The sequence below is a fragment of the Enterobacter sp. 2VL genome (assembly GCF_005503595.1).
Lineage (GTDB): Bacteria > Pseudomonadota > Gammaproteobacteria > Enterobacterales > Enterobacteriaceae > Enterobacter > Enterobacter cancerogenus.
In genome coordinates, this window is record NZ_SCNE01000001.1 from 334,546 (window position 1) to 354,518 (window position 19,973).

At 63.0% G+C, this 19,973-nt stretch carries 2 protein-coding genes and 1 pseudogene; all 3 read left to right on the forward strand.

What is annotated here, in order from left to right; translation table 11 throughout:
- Positions 1-451 precede the first annotated feature (451 nt).
- The 3 genes and pseudogenes from FFS28_RS01655 to FFS28_RS01660 all read left to right on the forward strand — a co-directional run bounded on the left by FFS28_RS01655 (position 452) and on the right by FFS28_RS01660 (position 19,964).
- Positions 452-1,789 (forward strand): TolC family outer membrane protein, encoded by a 1,338-nt coding sequence (locus FFS28_RS01655; protein ID WP_137848572.1) that lies wholly within the window; start codon positions 452-454, stop codon positions 1,787-1,789.
- Between the two features lie 196 nt (positions 1,790-1,985).
- Positions 1,986-4,421, forward strand: a pseudogene (locus FFS28_RS21900) (Ig-like domain-containing protein); the annotation flags it as partial.
- An 84-nt stretch (positions 4,422-4,505) separates the two neighbouring features.
- The gene (locus FFS28_RS01660) at positions 4,506-19,964 is read left to right on the forward strand and encodes a beta strand repeat-containing protein (RefSeq protein WP_502704961.1); all 15,459 of its coding nucleotides are present in this window, start codon (positions 4,506-4,508) and stop codon (positions 19,962-19,964) included.
- Positions 19,965-19,973 lie beyond the last annotated feature (9 nt).

Genomic DNA, 19,973 nt, shown 5'->3' on the forward strand with positions numbered 1-19,973 from the left:
TGTTTGAGTGTTTGATAATTTTAAGATGTGAAAGGTTACTCAAATTGACACTTCTTTGAAAATCTTTGTGTCTGACCCGATATGAAATAAACGCAAAAATGTACAGCGTCGCGTTTGGAAATTTTACTTAAGAAACAACAGGTTTATATGTTTCATCTGAAAGGTCCTTTAATGAGATTTGTCCAGAAACGTGAAGATTTTTCTTATTTGTAACACCACATTAACATTGTGGCTGTAGTGGGATATAAGACATTTTGTTATGCTGCCGCCACGTTAAAGAAATAAGTAAATTCCTAATTTAAATTAGTCCTTGGTCAGGCCTTATCTCCAGCGTGGATGGGTATGGGTTTCCTTTGCCGAAAATTCTTGAGGAGGATGATGAATAATCGCCAAATTATTTTTACCTCTTATTGGGTATCTAATTGTGCGACATTCAGCGACAGGAGATAACATGTCTATATTGCCAACAAACTTATTATTTAAAATATCCGCCGGACTGGCGTTAATTTCGCTGGCGATTAATCCGGCAGTGGCGAATAACGGCCAGGCAGCATTTGCTCCCGTCGCGGCAACTACCTTAAAAGAAAGTATCCTTTTTGCTATCGACCGCGATCCGTCCGTTAGCCAGCAGGCCGCGCAGCTGGGCATTGGTCAGGCGCAAATAGATGAAGCGCGTAGCGGCTGGATGCCGCAAATATCCCTGAATGGCAGCACCGGCCATAGCCAAACCACCGACTCCAGCGGATCGCTGCGCAATTCTGCCGCCTGGGGATTAAGCCTGACGCAGCTGATCTACGATTTCGGCAAAACGAATAACAGCATCAGCCAGGCCTCATCCCAGCGGGACAGCTATCGCTTTCAGTTGATGAGAACGTTATCTGATGTGGCCGAAAAAACGGCGCTGAGCTATGTCGAAGTGAAACGCTATGCCGACCTCCTGCAGGCCGCCAGAGAAAACGTCCAGGCGCTTAAAAACGTTGAGAAACTGGCAACCCTGCGTGCGGATGCGGGGGTGAGTTCGACCTCGGATGAACTTCAGACCCGCACGCGTATTGCCGGGATGCAGGCCACCGTCGAGCAGTACACCGCTGCGTTAAACAGCGCCCGCGCCAGGCTTGCGGTATTGACGGGGATGCAGGCCGAACGGTACTCACCGGTTCCCCCCATACTGGCCATTGAACAGGATTCCGTTAACCGCATTGATTACGCCTCGATCCCGGCGGTCATGGCCGCGCAGAACATGGAAAAGGCCGCGCAGTACGGGATCGAAACCGCAAAGTCGCAGCACTGGCCAACGCTGAGCCTGAAAGCAGGCCGCACGCGCTATGAGTCAGATAACCGCTCATACTGGGACGATCAGATCCAGCTGAATGTTGATGCCCCGCTTTATCAGGGCGGCGCGGTATCGGCCCGGGTACGCCAGGCGGAAGGCGCACGCTCAATGGCCGCTTCGCAGGTAGATCAGGCGCGTTTTGACGTGCTGCAAAAAGCCTCTGTGGCGCAGGCGGACTGGACCGGCGCGCTCGGCAGAAGAGAGGCGGGCAAACGGCAGCTTGAGAGCGCGCTCCGCGCCCGGGATGTCTACAAAAATGAATACACCCTGAGCAAGCGCAGCATTAACGATTTGCTCAGCGTAGAACAGGATGTCTGGCAAGCCATTTCCGCGAAAATAATGGCGGAATATGATGGCTGGAGCGCCGCAATTAATTACGCCTCTGCGGTGGATAATCTCATGCCGCTGGTCGGAATAGAGACAAATACCGCGGCGAAATTACCGGATTTGAGTTAACGGAAGACGCGATTTTCAGCGTGGAATAAGTCAAAAAAGAATGGGGCGTAATCCCCAGGGCTAGTTACAGCTATCGGGTGGACATTTTCACAGGACACCGTACACCTGCAAGGAGAAGAATATGAGTAGCGTAAAAGTTGTTGATGTCATCATTCGTAAAACGGCGGAGAAGGCGAAATTAACCGGCGAGGGAAATATGTCGGTCTCGATCTCATCGCCCGCCGTGATTGAAATTCAGGGCTCTGCACAGGACGTGGCGCGCTATGTTCGCCAGGGTAAAGACCTGCTCATTTATATGAAAGATGGCAGCGTGATCCGCTGCAATAACTATTTCGCTGAAGATCCTGAGACGCACCACCATTCTGAACTGGTGTTTAACGATAATCAGGAATTAACCCATATTTCTTTTGCCGACACCGGAGAAGTGACCGGCGTCGCGACAGCCGAGCTGACCGCGCAGGCGGCACCGATTAGCAGCATTGAACCTTTCATGGAGCAGGGCGGCGTGCTCGGCGATGCGCCGTGGGGCTGGATTGCGGGCGCGGCGCTCGGCGGGGGGGCATTAGGTGCCCTGCTGGCGCATGGCGGGGACGGTGAAACCAAAACCCGCGTCATCGACAACACCAAAGAGGTGGAGAGCGCAACGCCGACCTTTATGGTGACGGACAAAGCGGGTGACAAGCAGGGTGTGCTGAGTGCAAAAGAGGTCACGGATGATAACACCCCAACCTTCAGCGGCACCGGCCAGCCTGGCGCAACCATTCAGATCAAAGACAGTAGCGGAAGCACCATTGCCAGCGCGATGGTGGCGAAAGACGGTACCTGGACGGTAAAACTGCCTGCGCAGACCGACGGGGAACACACCTGGTCCGTCGTGCAGATCGATGGCAGTAAAACGACCTCTGCGGGCAGCATCACCGTGACCGTCTCCACCGCAGACGCGAGCCTGACCCTGGCGACCACGGCGGGTGATAACGTGATCAACGCCAGTGAACAGGCGGCGGGCTTTACCCTGTCCGGTGCCAGCAAAAATCTGGCGCAGGGCACCAGCCTGACGGTGACACTGAACGGCAAAACTTATTCCACCGAGGTTGGAGCCAATGGCGCATGGAGCGTAAAAGTGCCTGCGGCAGACGCAAAGGCGCTGGGCGACGGCACCTGGACGGTGAGCGTCAGCGGCAAAGACGCGGCGGGGAATACCGTGACCGGCAGCCAGACGATTGGCGTAGATACTGCCGCGCCGACGCTTTCCGTCGATACCCTCGCGCATGACAACATCATCAATGCGGCTGAGCACAATCAGGCGCTGACGCTGACCGGAAAAACCAGTGCGGAAGCGGGCCAGATTGTGACGGTCACGCTAAACGGCAAAAACCATACCGCTACGGTAGGAAGCGACGGCACATGGTCCGTTACCCTGCCTGCCAGTGACGTTAAGGCGCTTGGCAATGGTGACCACACCCTGACGGTCAACGTCAGCGATAAAGCCGGGAACGGCACCTCCACCACCGCTGATTTCAGCGTGGATACCGCAGCTCCCGTGGTGACAATCAATACCGTGGCGGGCGACGACGTTCTGAATACCAGCGAGCAGGCACAGGCACAGATCGTCTCCGGCCATGCAAACGGCGCGGCGGCGGGCGACGTCGTCACGGTAACCGTAGGCGGCCAGACCTTTACCGGCGTGGTTCAGGCCGACGGCAGCTGGAGCGTGGGCGTACCGGCATCGGTTATCGGTGCGCTTGGTGAAGGGAAACACAGCGTGTCGGTTTCCGTTACCGATGCCGCAGGCAATACCGGCAGCGCGACGCACGGCATTACGCTGAGCGGCAACCCGCCAGAATTCACCCTTGATGCCATCAGCCAGGACAATGTGCTGAATGCCCAGGAGGCGATGCAGCCGCTGAGCCTGAGTGGCACCAGCAATCTGCCGAACGGCAGCGCCATCACCGTAACGCTTAACGGCGTTGACTATCAGACCAGCGTGACTAACGGCGTCTGGTCGGTGCAGGTCCCGGTGACGGACGTGCTGAACCTGGCGAATACCCTGTACACCGTGAGCGTCAGCGGCACCGACAGCGTCGGCAATACCGGCTCCGCTGAGGCGAACCTGCTGGTCGATACCGCGCTCCCCCAGGTGATTATTAACACCTTCGCGGGCGATAACCTGGTCAACACCAGCGAAGTGAACGTCGACCAGGTCCTGAGCGGGCGCGTGACCGGCGCGGCGGCGGGCGATACCGTCACCATCAGCGCGGGCGGGAAAACCTACTCCGCGAAGGTCGGCAGCGATCTGACGTGGAGCGTCACCGTTCCGTCCGCGGATCTGACCCAGTTCGGCGACGGCGATCTCACCTTCACGGCCTCGGTCACCAACGGCCACGGCAACACCGGCAGCGGCGAGCGCGATATCAACATCAACGCCAACCAGCCGGGCCTGCGGGTGAACACCATTTCCGGCGATGACGTGATCAACGCCATCGAACAGCAGCAGGATTTAACCGTCACCGGCACCAGCAGCCATTTGGCCGCAGGCGCGCAGGTCACCGTCACCATCAACGGCATTGACTACCCGGCGGTGATTACGGCCAACGGCAGCTGGCAGATCGGCGTTCCGGCAGCGGATCTGCAGAACTGGGCGGCGGGCGATATCGACGTAAAAATTTACGCCAAAGACACGTGGGGCAACGAAGCCTCTGCTGACCACCACATCGCGCTGGATCTCAACGCCGTTGCGGTGACCGTGGACACGGTCAGCGCGGACGACATGATCAATGCCGCCGAGAAGGGGGCCGACCTGACGCTCTCCGGCAAAACGCAGGGCGTGGAAGCGGGCCAGACCGTGGTGGTGAAATTCGCCGATCAGACCTTCACCGCGCAGGTCCAGCAGGACGGAAGCTGGAGCCTGACCGTTCCCGCAACCGCGATGGACGGCCTGAGCGACGGCCGCGCGCAGATTAGCGTGAGCGTCACCAACGTCAGCGGCAACAGCGCCGACGCCTCGCGCGTGGTTGTGGTAGATACCCAGCCGCCGGCCATTACCCTCGACAACCTGACGTCCGACAACATCATTAACGCCGCCGAAGCGCAGCAATCGCTCACCGTGAGCGGAACCACCACAGCCGAAGTGGGCCAGACCGTCACCGTGACCCTCAACGGCAAGCAGTACACGACGACGGTGCAAAGCGGCGGAACCTGGCAGCTGGACGTGCCGGCGGCCGACGTGGGCGCGCTGGCCGATGGCAAGGTGACCGTGACCGCCAGCGTCAGCGACGTGGCGGGCAACGGCAGCAGCGTCGACCGCATCGGGCTGGTGGACGCCACCGTGCCGCAGGTGACGATCGATGATTTCGTCACCAGCACCAACACCATCAACCACACCGCCCATTCGCAGGCGCAGATCCTGAGCGGCTCCGTCACCGGCGCGGACGCGGGCGATCGCGTCACGATTACCATCAATAACGTGGACTACACCACGGTGGTCGACGCGGCGGGCCGCTGGAGCCTGGGCCTGCCTGCGTCCGTCGTGCAGGGGCTGGCGGACGGCACCTGGCCGGTCAGCGTCACCGTGACCGATAAATCGGGCAACACCGGCAGCGGCTCGCTGGACGTGGTGGTGAACACCTCTACGCCAGTCATTGCTATCGACACGCTGGCCGCGGATGACGTGATTAACGCCAGCGAAAAAGGGGCCGACCTGCGCCTCTCCGGCACCAGCAACCAGCCGCAGGGCACGACCATTACGCTCACCCTGAACGGCATCCACTACACCGCCACGACGGCGGCGGACGGCAGCTGGAGCGTCAACGTGCCGGCCTCCGCCGTGGGCGCGCTGGGCGAAGCGAACTATACCGTTACCGCCAGCGTCACGGACAGCGTCGGCAATACCGCCTCTGCCAGCCACGACGTGCTGGTGGACAGCTCCCTGCCGGTAGTGACCATTAACACCCTGGCGGGCGACAACGTGGTCAATGCGGCGGAAGTGGCCGCGGGCCAGTCGCTGACCGGGAAGGTTAGCAACGCGGCGGCGGGCGATACGGTCACCGTGACGCTCGGCGGCAAAACCTACACCGCTGTGGTGCAGGACGATCTCACCTGGAGCCTGCCGCTGACCGACGCGCAGCTTACCGCGCTCGGCAACGGCGACCTGACCGTGACGGCGAGCGTCACCAACGCCCACGGCAACACCGGCTCTTCCACGCTGGATATCACCATCGACGCCCAGCTGCCGGGCCTGCGCTTCGACACCGTGGCGGGCGATGACGTGATCAACATCATCGAGCACGGCCAGAACCTGATTATCTCCGGCTCCAGCACCGATCTGGCGGCGGGCAGCATCGTCACCGTCAACGTGAACGGCAAAGACTACCCGGCCACCGTGCTGGCGGACGGCACCTGGCAGGCGGCAATTCCGGCGGCGGACGTGGGCCAGTGGGCCGACGGCCAACTGACGATTACCGCCAGCGCGCAGGACAGCGCACAGAACCCGGTGAACATCGGTACGATCGTCGACGTCGATCTGGCGCCGGTCGCGATTAGCATTGACGCCATCGCCACCGACGACGTGATCAACGCGGCGGAAAAAGGCCAGAATCTGGTGCTGTCCGGCACCACGGCGAACGTGGATGAAAACCAGACCGTGACCATCACCTTCGGCGGGAAAACCTACACCGCGAAGGTGGACGCGGACGGCAAGTGGAGCACCACCGTGCCGTCGGCGGATCTGGCGGGGCTGAAGGACGGCGACGCCAGCGTGCAGGTGAGCGTCACCAACGTGAACGGCAACGGCGCTACGGCGGGCCGTGAGTACAGCGTGGACGCGACCGCGCCAACGGTTACCATTGATACCGTCAGCGGCGACAACATGCTGAACGCCGCGGAGGCCGGGGCCGATCTGACCCTGAGCGGCACCTCCAGCGCGCAGGCGGGACAAACCGTCACCGTTGCCTTTAACGGCAAGCAGTACACCGCGCAGGTACAGGCGGATGGCACCTGGTCGCTGAACGTTCCGGCGGCGGATATGGCGGGCATCGCCGACGGCAATGCGGCCATTACCGCCTCCGTTTCCGACAAGGCGGGCAACCCGGCCAGCGCCAATACCTCGGTGCTGGTGGACACTACCGTGCCGAAAATCACCTTCGACACCCTCGCGGACGACGACGTGATTAACCTTGCCGAGCACGGCCAGGCGCTGATCGTCTCCGGGAAGGTGACGGGCGCGCAGGCGGGCGACGTCGTGACCGTCAACCTGAACGGTAAAGACTATACCGCCATTCTCGACGCGGCGGGCAGCTGGAGCGTGGGCGTTCCGGCTGCAGACGTCGGGGCGCTGGCCAACACCGACTACACCCTGACCGCGACGGTGACGGACAAGGCGGGCAACAGCGGCAGCGCACAGCACGATCTCGGCGTCGCCCTGACCGCGCCGACGCTTGCCATCAACACCATCGCCGGTGATGACGTAATTAACGCCCTGGAAAAAGGGGCCGACCTGGTGCTTTCCGGCACCAGCAACCAGCCGCAGGGCACCACCGTGACGGTAACCCTGAACGGCATTAACTACACCGCTACCACGGCGGCGGACGGCAGCTGGAAGGTCACCGTGCCGGCCTCCGCCGTCAGCGGCCTCGGCGAAGCAAATTACACGGTAAGCGCCTCCGTGACCGACGCCGCAGGCAACGCCACCAGCGCCGCCCATAGCGTGCAGGTGGACAGCGCCCTGCCGGTCGTCACCATCAACGCCATTGCTACCGACGACGTGATTAACGCCCAGGAGCTGGCGGCAGGCCAGACCATCAGCGGCAAGGTAGCAAACGCCGAAGCGGGCAACACCGTGACGGTCACCATTGGCGGCAACACCTACACCACCACGGTGCAGAGCGATCTGACCTGGAAAGTAGACGTCACCGCGGACGACCTGAAAGCGCTGGGTAACGGCGATCTGACCGTCACCGCGAGCGTCACCAACGGCCACGGCAACGCCGGCAGCGGCGATCGCGATATCACCATCGACGCTAACCTGCCGGGCCTGCGGGTGGACACGGTGGCAGGCGACGACGTAATTAACAGCATTGAGCACGGCCAGAACCTGATTATCACCGGCAGCAGCGACGGCCTGACGGCGGGCACGGCGCTTACCGTCACCGTCAATGGCAAAACCTACCCGGCCGTGGTGCTGGCGGACGGCACCTGGAGCGCGGCGGTTCCTTCTGCGGACGTGAGCGCGCTGGCGGCGGGCAAGCTGACCATCACCGTTGAAGGCCAGAGCAGCGCCGGAAATCCGGTCTCTATCGGCCACGGCGTCACCGTCGATTTGGCCGACGTTGCCATCAGCGTGAACGCCATCGCCACCGACGACGTGATCAACGCCGCGGAGAAGGGCGCGGACCTGGTGCTGTCCGGCCTCACCACCAACGTGGAAGAAAACCAGACCGTCACCATCACCTTCGGCGGTAAAACCTACACCGCGAAGGTGGATGCGGACGGCAAGTGGACCACCACCGTGCCGTCGGCGGATCTGACCGGCCTGAAGGACGGCGACGCCAGCGTGCAGGTGAGCGTAACGAACGTAAACGGCAACAGCGCGACGGCGGGCCGCGAGTACAGCGTGGACGCCACCGCGCCGTCGGTGGCGATTGATATCGTCAGCGATAACAACATCATCAATGCGGCAGAGGCGCAGTCTGCCCTGACCGTTCACGGCACCAGCAATGCCGAAGCGGGCCAGACGGTGACCGTTACCCTTGGCGGCAAGTCCTGGACCACCACCGTGGGCGCGGACGGCACCTGGACGCTGGATGTCCCAGCGGCGGATGTCGGCGCGCTGGCTGACGGCAACTACACCATCGGGGCCTCGGTGGCAGACAAGGCGGGCAACCCGGCCTCCACCACGCGCGACGTGCTGGTGGATACCACCGTGCCGCAACTCACCATCAACGCCGTCTCCGGCGATGACGTGATCAACAGCGTGGAGCACGGCCAGGCGCTGACCGTGAGCGGCAGCGCCACCGGCGCGGCGGCGGGCGACGTGGTGACCGTGACCATCAACAATAAATCCTACACCGCGACGCTGGACGCGGCGGGCAAGTGGACCATCGGGGTCCCGGCTGCCGACGTTGGCGCGCTGGTCGCCGGGGATTACACCATTACCGCCTCCGTCACCGACAGGGCGGGGAACAGCGACAGCGAAACGCACAACGTTAAGGTGAACCTGACCGCCCCGGTGCTGACCATCGACACCGTCTCCGACGACAACGTGATCAACAGCGTTGAGAAGACGCAGGATCTGGTGATTAGCGGCACCGCGACCGGCCTTGCGTCGGGCGCCGTCGTCACGGTGATGCTGAACGGCAAAGCCTACAGCGCGACGGTAGACGCGAACGGCAAGTGGTCAACCACCGTTCCGGCTGAACAGGTCGGTGCGCTGGGTGAAGCCCTGTACACCGTTACCGCGTCGGCGACGGACGCTGTGGGCAACAGCGGCAGCGCGTCGCATACCGTGACCGTTGAGTCCGTGCTGCCTGGCGTGAGCATCAATGCCATCGCAACGGATGATGTGATCAACGCGGGCGAAGTCAACGCGGGTCAGTCCATCAGCGGGAAAGTCATCAACGCCGAAGCGGGCAACACCGTAACGGTGACCGTGGGCGGCAAAACTTACACCACCACGGTGCAGAGCGATCTGACCTGGAAAGTGGACGTCTCCGCGGACGACCTCAAGGCGCTGGGCAACGGCGATCTGACCGTCACCGCGAGTGTCACCAACAGCGTGAACAACACCGGCTCGGCGGATCGTGATATCACCATTGACGCCAACCTGCCGGGCCTGCGCGTGGATACCGTCGCGGGCGACGACGTGATCAACAGCATCGAGCACGGGCAGAACCTGATTATCACCGGCAGCAGCGACGGCCTGACGGTGGGCACCGCCCTGACCGTCACCGTCAACGGCAAAACCTACCCGGCGACCGTGCTGGCGGACGGCACCTGGAGCGCGGCGGTTCCGTCTGCGGACGTGGGCGCGCTGGCAGCGGGCAGCGTGACGATTACCGTGGCGGGCCAGAGCACCGCGGGCAACCCGGTCACCATCAGCCATAACGTCACCGTGGATCTGGCGGCGGTCGCCATCAGCATCGACGCCATCACCTCTGACGACGTGATCAACGCCGCGGAGAAAGGAACCGATCTGGTGCTCTCCGGCACCACCGCGCAGGTGGAAGAGAACCAGACCGTCACGATCGTCTTTGGCGGGAAAACCTACACCGCGAAGGTCGACGCGAACGATAAGTGGACGGTCACCGTACCGTCGGCAGATCTGGCAGGCCTGAAGGACGGCGACGCCAGCGTGCAGGTAAGCGTGAGCAACGTGAACGGCAACAGCGCCTCCGCGGGCCGCGAGTACAGCGTGGATGCCACCGCGCCGTCCGTCACCATCGGCACGATTGCCGGAGACGACGTGCTCAACGCGGCGGAAGCGAAAGCGGATCTGACCATCAGCGGCACCAGCACGGCCGAAGCGGGCCAGACGGTGACCGTCAGCCTGAACGGCAAAACCTATACCGCGAACGTGGGTGCGGACGGCAGCTGGACGCTGGACGTTCCGGCGGCGGACGTCGGCGCGCTGGCGGACGGCACGGCGACGATGACAGCCTCCGTGAGCGACAAGGCGGGCAACCCGGCCTCGGCTAACCACAACGTCACGGTGGACGCGACCGTTCCGGTGGTGACCATCAACACCATCGCGGGCGACGACGTGATCAACGCCACCGAGCACGGCCAGGCGCAGATTATCAGCGGCTCGGCGACCGGCGCGGCAGCGGGCGATAAGGTCATCGTGAGCATCGGCGGCAAGGACTATACCACCGTGCTGGACGCGGCGGGCAACTGGAGCGTCGGCGTGCCGGCGAGCGTGATTTCCGCACTCTCCGACGGCAAGGTGACGGTAAGCGTCAGCGTGACCGACGCGGCGGGCAACACCGGCAGCGGCACCCACGACGTGACCGTCGAGACCGGCCTGCCGTCGCTGAACTTCGACGCGATTTCCGGCGATAACGTGCTGAACGCGGTGGAAAAAGGCCAGGATCTGAGCGTGAGCGGCACCAGCGCCAACCTGAGCGCGGGCACCACGGTTACCGTGACCCTGAACGGCAAGCAGTACACCGCCACCACGGCGGCGGACGGCAGCTGGAGCCTGACGGTTCCGGCGGCGGATCTGGCGGCGCTGGGCGAGGCGAACTACACCCTGAGCGCGGCGGCGACCAACGGCGTCGGCAACGGCATCAGCAACACCGCAAACCTGCAGGTGGACACCGCCCTGCCGACCGTGACCATCAGCACCGTGGCGGGCGACAACGTGATCAACGCCGCCGAGGTGGCGGTGGATCAGAGCATCAGCGGCAAGGTCGTCCACGCGGAAGCGGGCAACACCGTGACCGTGAAGATCGGCGGCAACACCTACACCACCACCGTGCAGAGCGATCTGACCTGGAAGGTTGACGTCTCTGCGGACGATCTTAAGGCGCTGGGCAACGGCAGCCTGTCGATCGTTGCGACGGTCACCAACGGCCACGGCAACACCGGCAGCGGCGAGCGCGACATCACCATCGACGCCAACCTGCCGGGCCTGCGCGTAGACACGGTGGCAGGCGACGACGTGATCAACAGCATCGAGCACGGCCAGAACCTGATCATTACCGGCAGCAGCGACGGCCTGACGGCGGGCACGGCGCTGACCGTCACCGTCAACGGCAAAACCTACCCGGCGACCGTGCTGGCGGACGGCACCTGGAGCGCGGCGGTTCCGTCTGCGGACGTGGGCGCCTGGGCTGAAGGCACGGTAAAAATCACCGTCTCCGGCGACAGCGCGGCGGGTAACCCGATTTCCATCAGCCACGACGTGACGGTAGATCTGGCAACGGTCGCCATCAGCATCGATGCCATCGCTTCCGACGACGTGATCAACGCGGCGGAGAAGGGTGCGGACCTGGTGCTGTCCGGCACGACGCTTAACGTCGAGGCGGGCCAGACCGTGACCGTGAGCATCGGCGGCAAGCTTTACACCGCGAAGGTGGACGTGGACGGCAAGTGGACCACCACCGTGCCGTCGGCGGATCTGGCGGGGCTGAAGGACGGCGACGCCAGCGTGCAGGTAAGCGTGAGCAACGTGAACGGCAACGGCGCCTCCGCAGGACGCGAGTACAGCGTGGACGCGACCGCGCCGTCGGTCACCATTAACACGATCGCCGGGGACGACGTGCTCAACGCGGCGGAAGCGAAATCCGCGCTGACCGTCAGCGGCACCAGCACGGCCGAAGCGGGCCAGACGGTGACCGTCAGCCTGAACGGCAAAACCTATACCGCGAACGTGGGTGCGGACGGCAGCTGGACGCTGGACGTTCCGGCGGCGGACGTCGGCGCGCTGGCGGACGGCACGGCGACGATCACCGCCTCCGTTTCTGACAAGGCGGGCAACCCGGCCTCGGCTAACCACAACGTCACGGTGGACGCGACCGTTCCGGTGGTGACCATCAACACCATCGCGGGCGACGACGTGATCAACGCCACCGAGCACGGCCAGGCGCAGATTATCAGCGGCTCGGCGACCGGCGCGGCGGCGGGTGATAAGGTCACCGTGAGCATTGGCGGCAAGGACTACACCACCGTGCTGGACGCGGCGGGGAACTGGAGCGTCGGCGTGCCGGCGAGCGTGATTTCCGCGCTCTCCGACGGCAAGGTGACGGTCAGCGTCAGCGTGACCGACGCGGCGGGCAACACCGGCAGCGGCACCCACGACGTAACCGTGGAGACCGGCCTGCCGTCGCTGAACTTCGACGCGATTTCCGGCGATAACGTGCTGAACGCGGTGGAAAAAGGCCAGGATCTGAGCGTGAGCGGCACCAGCGCCAACCTGAGCGCGGGCACCACGGTCACCGTGACCCTGAACGGCAAGCAGTACACAGCGACTACGGCGGCAGACGGCAGCTGGAGCCTGACGGTGCCGGCGGCGGATCTGGCGGCGCTGGGCGAGGCGAACTACACCCTGAGCGCGGCGGCGACCAACGGCGTCGGCAACGGCATCAGCAATACCGCGCACCTGCAGGTGGACACCGCCCTGCCGACCGTGACGATCAATGCCATCGCCACGGATAACATCATCAACGCTGCCGAGGTGGCGGTGGATCAAAGCATCAGCGGCAGGGTTGCCCACGCGGAAGCGGGCAACACCGTGACCGTGAAGATCGGCGGCAACACCTACACCGCCGTTGTGCAGAGCGATCTGACCTGGACCGTGAACGTCTCGGCTGACGTGCTGAAGGCGCTCGGCAACGGCGATCTGACCGTGACCGCGAGCGTGACTAACGGCCACGGCAACACCGGCAGCGGCGAGCGCGACATCACCATCGACGCCAACCTGCCGGGCCTGCGCGTGGACACGGTGGCAGGCGACGACGTGATCAACAGCATCGAGCACGGCCAGAACCTGATCATTACCGGCAGCAGCGACGGCCTTACGGTGGGCACCGCCCTGACCGTCACCGTCAACGGCAAAACCTACCCGGCGACCGTGCTGGCGGACGGCACCTGGAGCGCGGCGGTTCCGTCTGCGGACGTGGGCGCGCTGGCGGCGGGCAGCGTGACGATTACCGTGGCGGGCCAGAGCACCGCGGGCAACCCGGTCACCATCAGCCACGACGTGACGGTGGATCTGGCGGCAGTTGCCATCAGCATTAATGCCATCGCCACCGACGACGTGATCAACGCCGCGGAGAAAGGCGCGGACCTGGTGCTGTCCGGTCTGACCACCAACGTGGAAGCAAACCAGACCGTGACCATCACCTTCGGCGGGAAAACCTACACCGCGAAGGTGGATGCGGACGGCAAGTGGACCACTACCGTGCCGTCGACGGATCTGGCGGGCCTGAAGGATGGCGACGCCAGCGTTCAGGTAAGCGTGAGCAACGTGAACGGCAACGGCGCCTCGGCGGGCCGCGAATACAGCGTGGATGCGACTGCACCAACGGTCACGATTGACACCGTTGCGGCCGACAACGTGATCAACGGCAGCGAAGCGGCGGCGGGCGTAGCGATTACCGGCACCACTACCGCGGAAGTGGGCCAGACGGTCACCGTGACGCTGGGCGGCAAATCTTATACCGCGCAGGTCGGGCAGGGCGGCGCGTGGCGCGTTGACGTTCCTGCGAACGACCTGGCGGCGCTTGCCGACAGCGGCTACACCGTGCAGGTGAGCGTCAGCGACGCGGCGGGCAACCCGGGCAGCGCGGACAAGGCCATCACCCTCGACACCATGCCGCCGACCATCAGCTTCAACGCCGTAGCGGGCGACGACGTGATCAACGGCGTTGAGCACGGGCAGGCGCAGATCGTGAGCGGCACCGCCACCGGCGCGTCCGCGGGCGATAAGCTGGTCGTTACGATTGACGGCAAGCAGTACACCACTACCGTTGACGCCAACGGCAGCTGGAGCGTGGGCGTTCCGGCCAGCGTCATCTCGGCCCTGGCGGATGGTAAAGTGACCATCAGCGCGACCATCACCGACGGCGCGGGCAACAGCAGCACCCAGACCCACGACGTGATGGTCAATACCGCCGCGGTTGCGCTGACCGTCAACACCATTAGCGGTGACGACGTGATTAACGCCGCCGAAGCGGGCAGCTCGCTGGTCATCAGCGGTTCCAGCGCCCAGTTCGCCAGTGGCACGAAGGTGACGGTGATGCTGAACGGCAAGTCCTACACGGCGACGGTACAGAGCGACGGTTCCTGGAGCACGACGGTTCCGGCAGCGGACGTGGGCGCCCTGGCGGACGGTTCGAGCTATCAGGTCACCGCATCGGCGCAGGATAGCGCGGGTAATAGTGCGTCGGCGACGCACGGCGTGAGCGTGGACATCACCCCGCCGGTAGTGAGCATCGCGGCGATCTCCGGCGACGATATGCTCAACGCGGCGGAAGCGCAGCAGCCGCTGACCGTTCACGGCTCGAGCAGCGCGGAGGCCGGGCAGACGGTCACCGTTACGCTCGGCGGCAAAACCTACACCGCGCTGGTGAAGGCCGACGGCACCTGGACGCTGGACGTTCCGGCGGCCGATCTTGCCTCCCTGAGCCAGGGCGCGCTCACCGTGACCGCCTCGGTCAACGATAAGGCAGGCAACAGCGGCGATGCTTCGCATACCCTGACGGTAGATACCGTCGCGCCAACCGTCACCATCAATACGGTGGCGGACGACAATATCGTCAACAACGCGGAACAGCAGGCGGGACAAACCGTCAGCGGGACCACTACCGCCGAGCAGGGGCAAACGGTGACCGTGACCTTTAACGGCCACAGCTACCAGGCCACCGTTGGCGCGGACGGCACGTGGTCGGTCTTCGTGGAAGGGCACGATTTGGTGGGCCTCGCCGACGGTAAATACACCCTTACCGCATCGGTAACCGATAAGGCAGGCAACCCGGGCAGCGCGACGCACGACGTCACGCTGAGCGGCGACGTGCCGACGATTGCTATCAATACCTTTGCGCAGGACGACATCGTGAATGCCGCGGAGCACGGCACGCCGCTGGTCGTCAGCGGTACGACCAGCGCGCCAGCGGGCCAGACGGTGACCATTACGCTGAACGGCAAAACCTACACCACGACCGTACAGAGCGACGGCAGCTGGAGCTACACGGTTGGCAGCGCGGACGTGACGGCGCTGGCGGACGGCGGCGCTTACGTGATTAACGCTCAGGTCAGCAACGCGATCGGCAACGGCGCGAGCGCGGACCACACGGTCACGATCGATTTGACCCCGCCGTCGATGGGCATCAGCATCGACTCGCTGCAAAACGACACTGGCCTGAGCGCGAGTGATTTCATCACCAACGACAAAAACGTGGTGGTTAACGGCTCGCTGACCGCGCAACTCGGCAACAACGAGAAGGCGCAGATCAGCCTCGACGGCGGCGTCACCTGGATAGACCTGACCGTCACCGGCACGACCTGGCGCTACGCCGATGGCCGCAACCTGACCGACGGCACTTATCAGTATCAGGTACGGGTTATCGATAACGCGGGCAACGTCGGCGCAACCGACAGCCAGGATGTGGTGGTCGATCTCACCGCGCCGGCGGCAACCACCATCACCGTGGATGCCGTGACGCAGGATACCGGGTTGTCCGACAGCGACTTTATCACCAGCGATAATCAAATCACGCTGAACGGGACGCTCGGTGCGGCGCTGGGCCGCGGCGAGCACGCGCAGATCAGCATTGACGGCGGAACGACATGGATTGATGTGAACGTCAGCGGGCTGACCTGGACCTACGTCGATGGTCGCACCCTGGCCGACGGCGACTACAACTACCAGCTGCGGGTGATCGACGACGCGGGCAATATCAGCGCCACCACCAGTCAGGTGGTGACCATTGATACCGTGGCGCCGGACGCCAGCAAAACCGTCTCTATCGACAGCATCAGTGATGATACGGGCCTGAGCAACAGCGACTTCGTGACCAATGACACCTCGCTGACGCTGCACGGCTCGCTCGGCGCGACGCTGGCCGACGGTGAAGGCGTGCAGATCAGCCTCGACGGCGGCAACACCTGGCAGAACGTCATCGTGGTCGGCAAGACCTGGTACTATGTCGATGGCCGCACGCTGGGTAACCAGACCTATGACTACTGGGTACGCGTGATTGATGCGGCCGGCAACGTGGGCGAGTCTGCGCACCAGCAGGTGACGGTGGATACCATTGCGCCAGACGCGGCGATCACCGTGACCGTGGATAACATCACCGTCGATACCGGTTTTGATGATAACGACTTCCTGACCAGCCAAACGTCGTACACCCTGAACGGCACGCTCGGCGCGGCGCTGGGCAACAATGAGTACGTACAGGTTAGCCTCGACGGCGGCACGACCTGGGTTTACGCGAAGGTTAACGGCACGAGCTGGAGCTATACCGATACGCGCACCCTCGCCGATGGCGATCACGACTATCAGGTTCGCGTGGTGGATCAGGCAGGCAACGTCGGAGCAACCACCTCGCAGGTGGTGACCGTGGACACCAAAGCGCCGCAGTACGGCATCACCATTGACGCCATCAGCGACGATACCGGGCAGTCCGGCAGCGATTTCATCACCAACGATACCTCGCTGACGGTGAGCGGCACGCTTGGCAGCGAGCTGCGCAGCGATGAACGGGTGCAGATCAGCCTGGACGGCGGGGCAACCTGGATCGACGTTACGGTGAACCATACCCAGTGGAGCTACACCGATACGCGCACGCTGACCGACAATGATTACACCTACCAGGTGCGCATCATTGATCAGGCAGGCAACGTCGGCTCAACCGCACAGCAGGTGGTGACGGTAGACACCACGCCGCCGGTGACGAAGGGCACGATCGTCAGCTATACCGATACCGACGGCGAGCGTACCGGGGTCTTTGGTGAAAATGTCTCGACGGATGACACCACGCCGCTCATCAGCGGCACCCTGAACCAGGGGCTGGCGGCCGGTGAAATTGCGCAACTGTATCGCGACGGGGTCCTGTTGGGCCAGGTCACCATGAACGGCGCGACCAGCTGGTACTTCCAGGACAGCGGCCTGCGCGACGGTAACCATAACTACGTTCTGCGTATTACCGACGTGGCGGGGAACTACACCGACTCGAATGATTTTGTGCTGAAGGTCGATACCAGCATTCCGACTACCACGGCGACCATTGCCGCCCAGACGACGCCGGACACGACGCCGATTCTGAACGGCACCGTGTCGGCGGTGCTGACCAACGGGGAATATCTGGTCGTTACCGTCAACGGTAAAACCTACACCTCCGAAGCGGGCGGTGCGGTGGTGGTCGACCCGGACAATAACACCTGGTATCTGCAAATCCCGGACAGCGATGCGCTGACCGTGAAGAGCTATGACGTGACGGCGCAGGTGAAGAGCAGCGCGGGCAACGGCAACTCGACCGGCACCACCACGGGAAGCCTCGTGATTGGTAATGATGAGGCGATCACGCTGGGCTTCACGACGACCAGTTCAGGCTCGTCGAACGCCGCGAGCTACATGCTGGATTCGGACGGCCTGTGGACGGTCACGGCAAACCAGCAAATCGCGTCGGCGAATGCCGACAGCCGCAACTCGTGGACGGTGGGAAGCAACTTTACGATGACCGGGACCTACACCTCCGGCACGTACGCGGATATCAACCGTGACGGCCTGAACGACATCCTGGCCGAAAGCACCAACTACAGCTACATGCAGCAGTTGATTAACAATGGCGACGGCACCTACACCTCGACTTCGCTCAGCGGCTTTGGGGCGCTGGTCTGGTATGGCGCGGTGGTGGCGATTGATATTCAGGGTGACGGTTACACGGACTTTGTGGTCGGCGATGCGGGTGGCCCGGACTCCAGCACCTTTATGCTGAACAACAATGGGACGCTGGTCGGTAGCTCGAAGGCCGGAACCTACGGCACCTTTGTGTCCGGCTCGAAGGTGGGTAACTACAACAGCCTGATTGAAGTCTCCGGCGTCGACTTAGACAACGACGGTAAGGTGGATATCGCCCAGCACACCACTAACGGCAGTAACAACTACGCGCTGTCGACGATGTTCAACCAAGGGGACGGCTCGTTTACCTGGGGGCAGAACTTCATCAACACCATGTACAGCGCTACCGGCTCCGGCGCGGCGACCAACGCCGTCAGCATGACCTGGGGTGACTTCAACGGTGACGGCTACATGGATCTGTACATGAGCATGTACCGCACCTCCAGCGGCACCAACACTGGCGGCGTGCTGATGCTGAACGACGGCACCGGCAATCTGCTGGCGGGCACCGCGGTGGGCACCGCGACCACGGACAAATTCGTCGGTAACGTCAGCGTGGCGGTGGACTGGAACATGGACGGCAAGATGGACATCATCAAGCTGGCCAACAGCGGGCAGTCATGGCTTTACACCAACGATGGCATGCCGGGCTCGGCAAGCTTCACGGCGTCGAAGTTCAGCACTGCCACCTCCACGCAGGTGTCCGGCGCGGCGCGGCTCGACTACGACTGGGACGGCGCGCAGGATCTGCTGATCTTCCGCCAGAACGGCAGCGTGATCCTGGAGCGCAACACCAACACCGTTGCGCCGGGTACGGCCATGCATCTGAAGATTGTCGACAGCGAAGGGATCAACGCCTTCTTTGGCAACACCGTTCAGCTGTACAACTCTGCGGGCCATCTGGTCGCCAGCCAGATCCTGAACGCGCAGTCAGGGATGGGGATTAACGACTCCTCGTCGCTGATCAGCTTCTACGGCCTGGACGCCAATGAGACCTACCACGCGGTGCTGGTGCGGGCGACCAACGGCGTCTCCAGTAACGTCACCTGGGACGGGCTGGAAGCGGGCAACGGCAAGGAAGGCTACGTGCTGACCGCAGAAGCCGCCACCGGAGGCCACAGCGGGACGATTGTCGGGACGGGTTATAACGACACCTTCATCGCCGAAGCGGGTACCTATACCTACAACGGCTCCGGCGGCTGGTCGACGACGTCCGATCACGATACCTGGAGCAGCACCGGCGGTATGGACGTGGTGGATTACATCAACGCCACCACGGGAGTAAACGTGAATCTGGGGCTGACGACGGCGCAAAACACCGGCTTCAACACCGCGACGCTGGTGAATATTGAAGGGGTTGCAGGCTCGAACCACGACGACGTGTTCACCGGTAACAGCGGTGATAACCAGTTCGAAGGACGCGGCGGCAACGACACCTTCAACATCGGTAGCGGCGGCCACGACACCTTGCTCTACAAGCTGATCAACGCGTCGGACGCCACGGGCGGTAACGGCAGCGACGTGGTGAACGGCTTCACCGTAGGGACCTGGGAGGGGACAGCGGACACGGATCGTATCGATCTGCGCGATCTGCTTTCCGGTAGCGGCTATACCGGCACCGGCTCGGCGAGCTATGTGAACGGCGTGGCGACGCTGGACAGCAGCGCGGGCAACATCACCGACTACATCCGTGTGGTGCAAAACGGCAGCAATACCGAGATCCAGGTTGACCTGGACGGTAGCGGCGGCAATTTCTCGCCCACGACGCTTGTGACGTTGAACGGGGTGCAAACCGACCTGGCGACATTGCTGGCGAACCATCAGCTGTTAATTGCCTAAACGATGCGG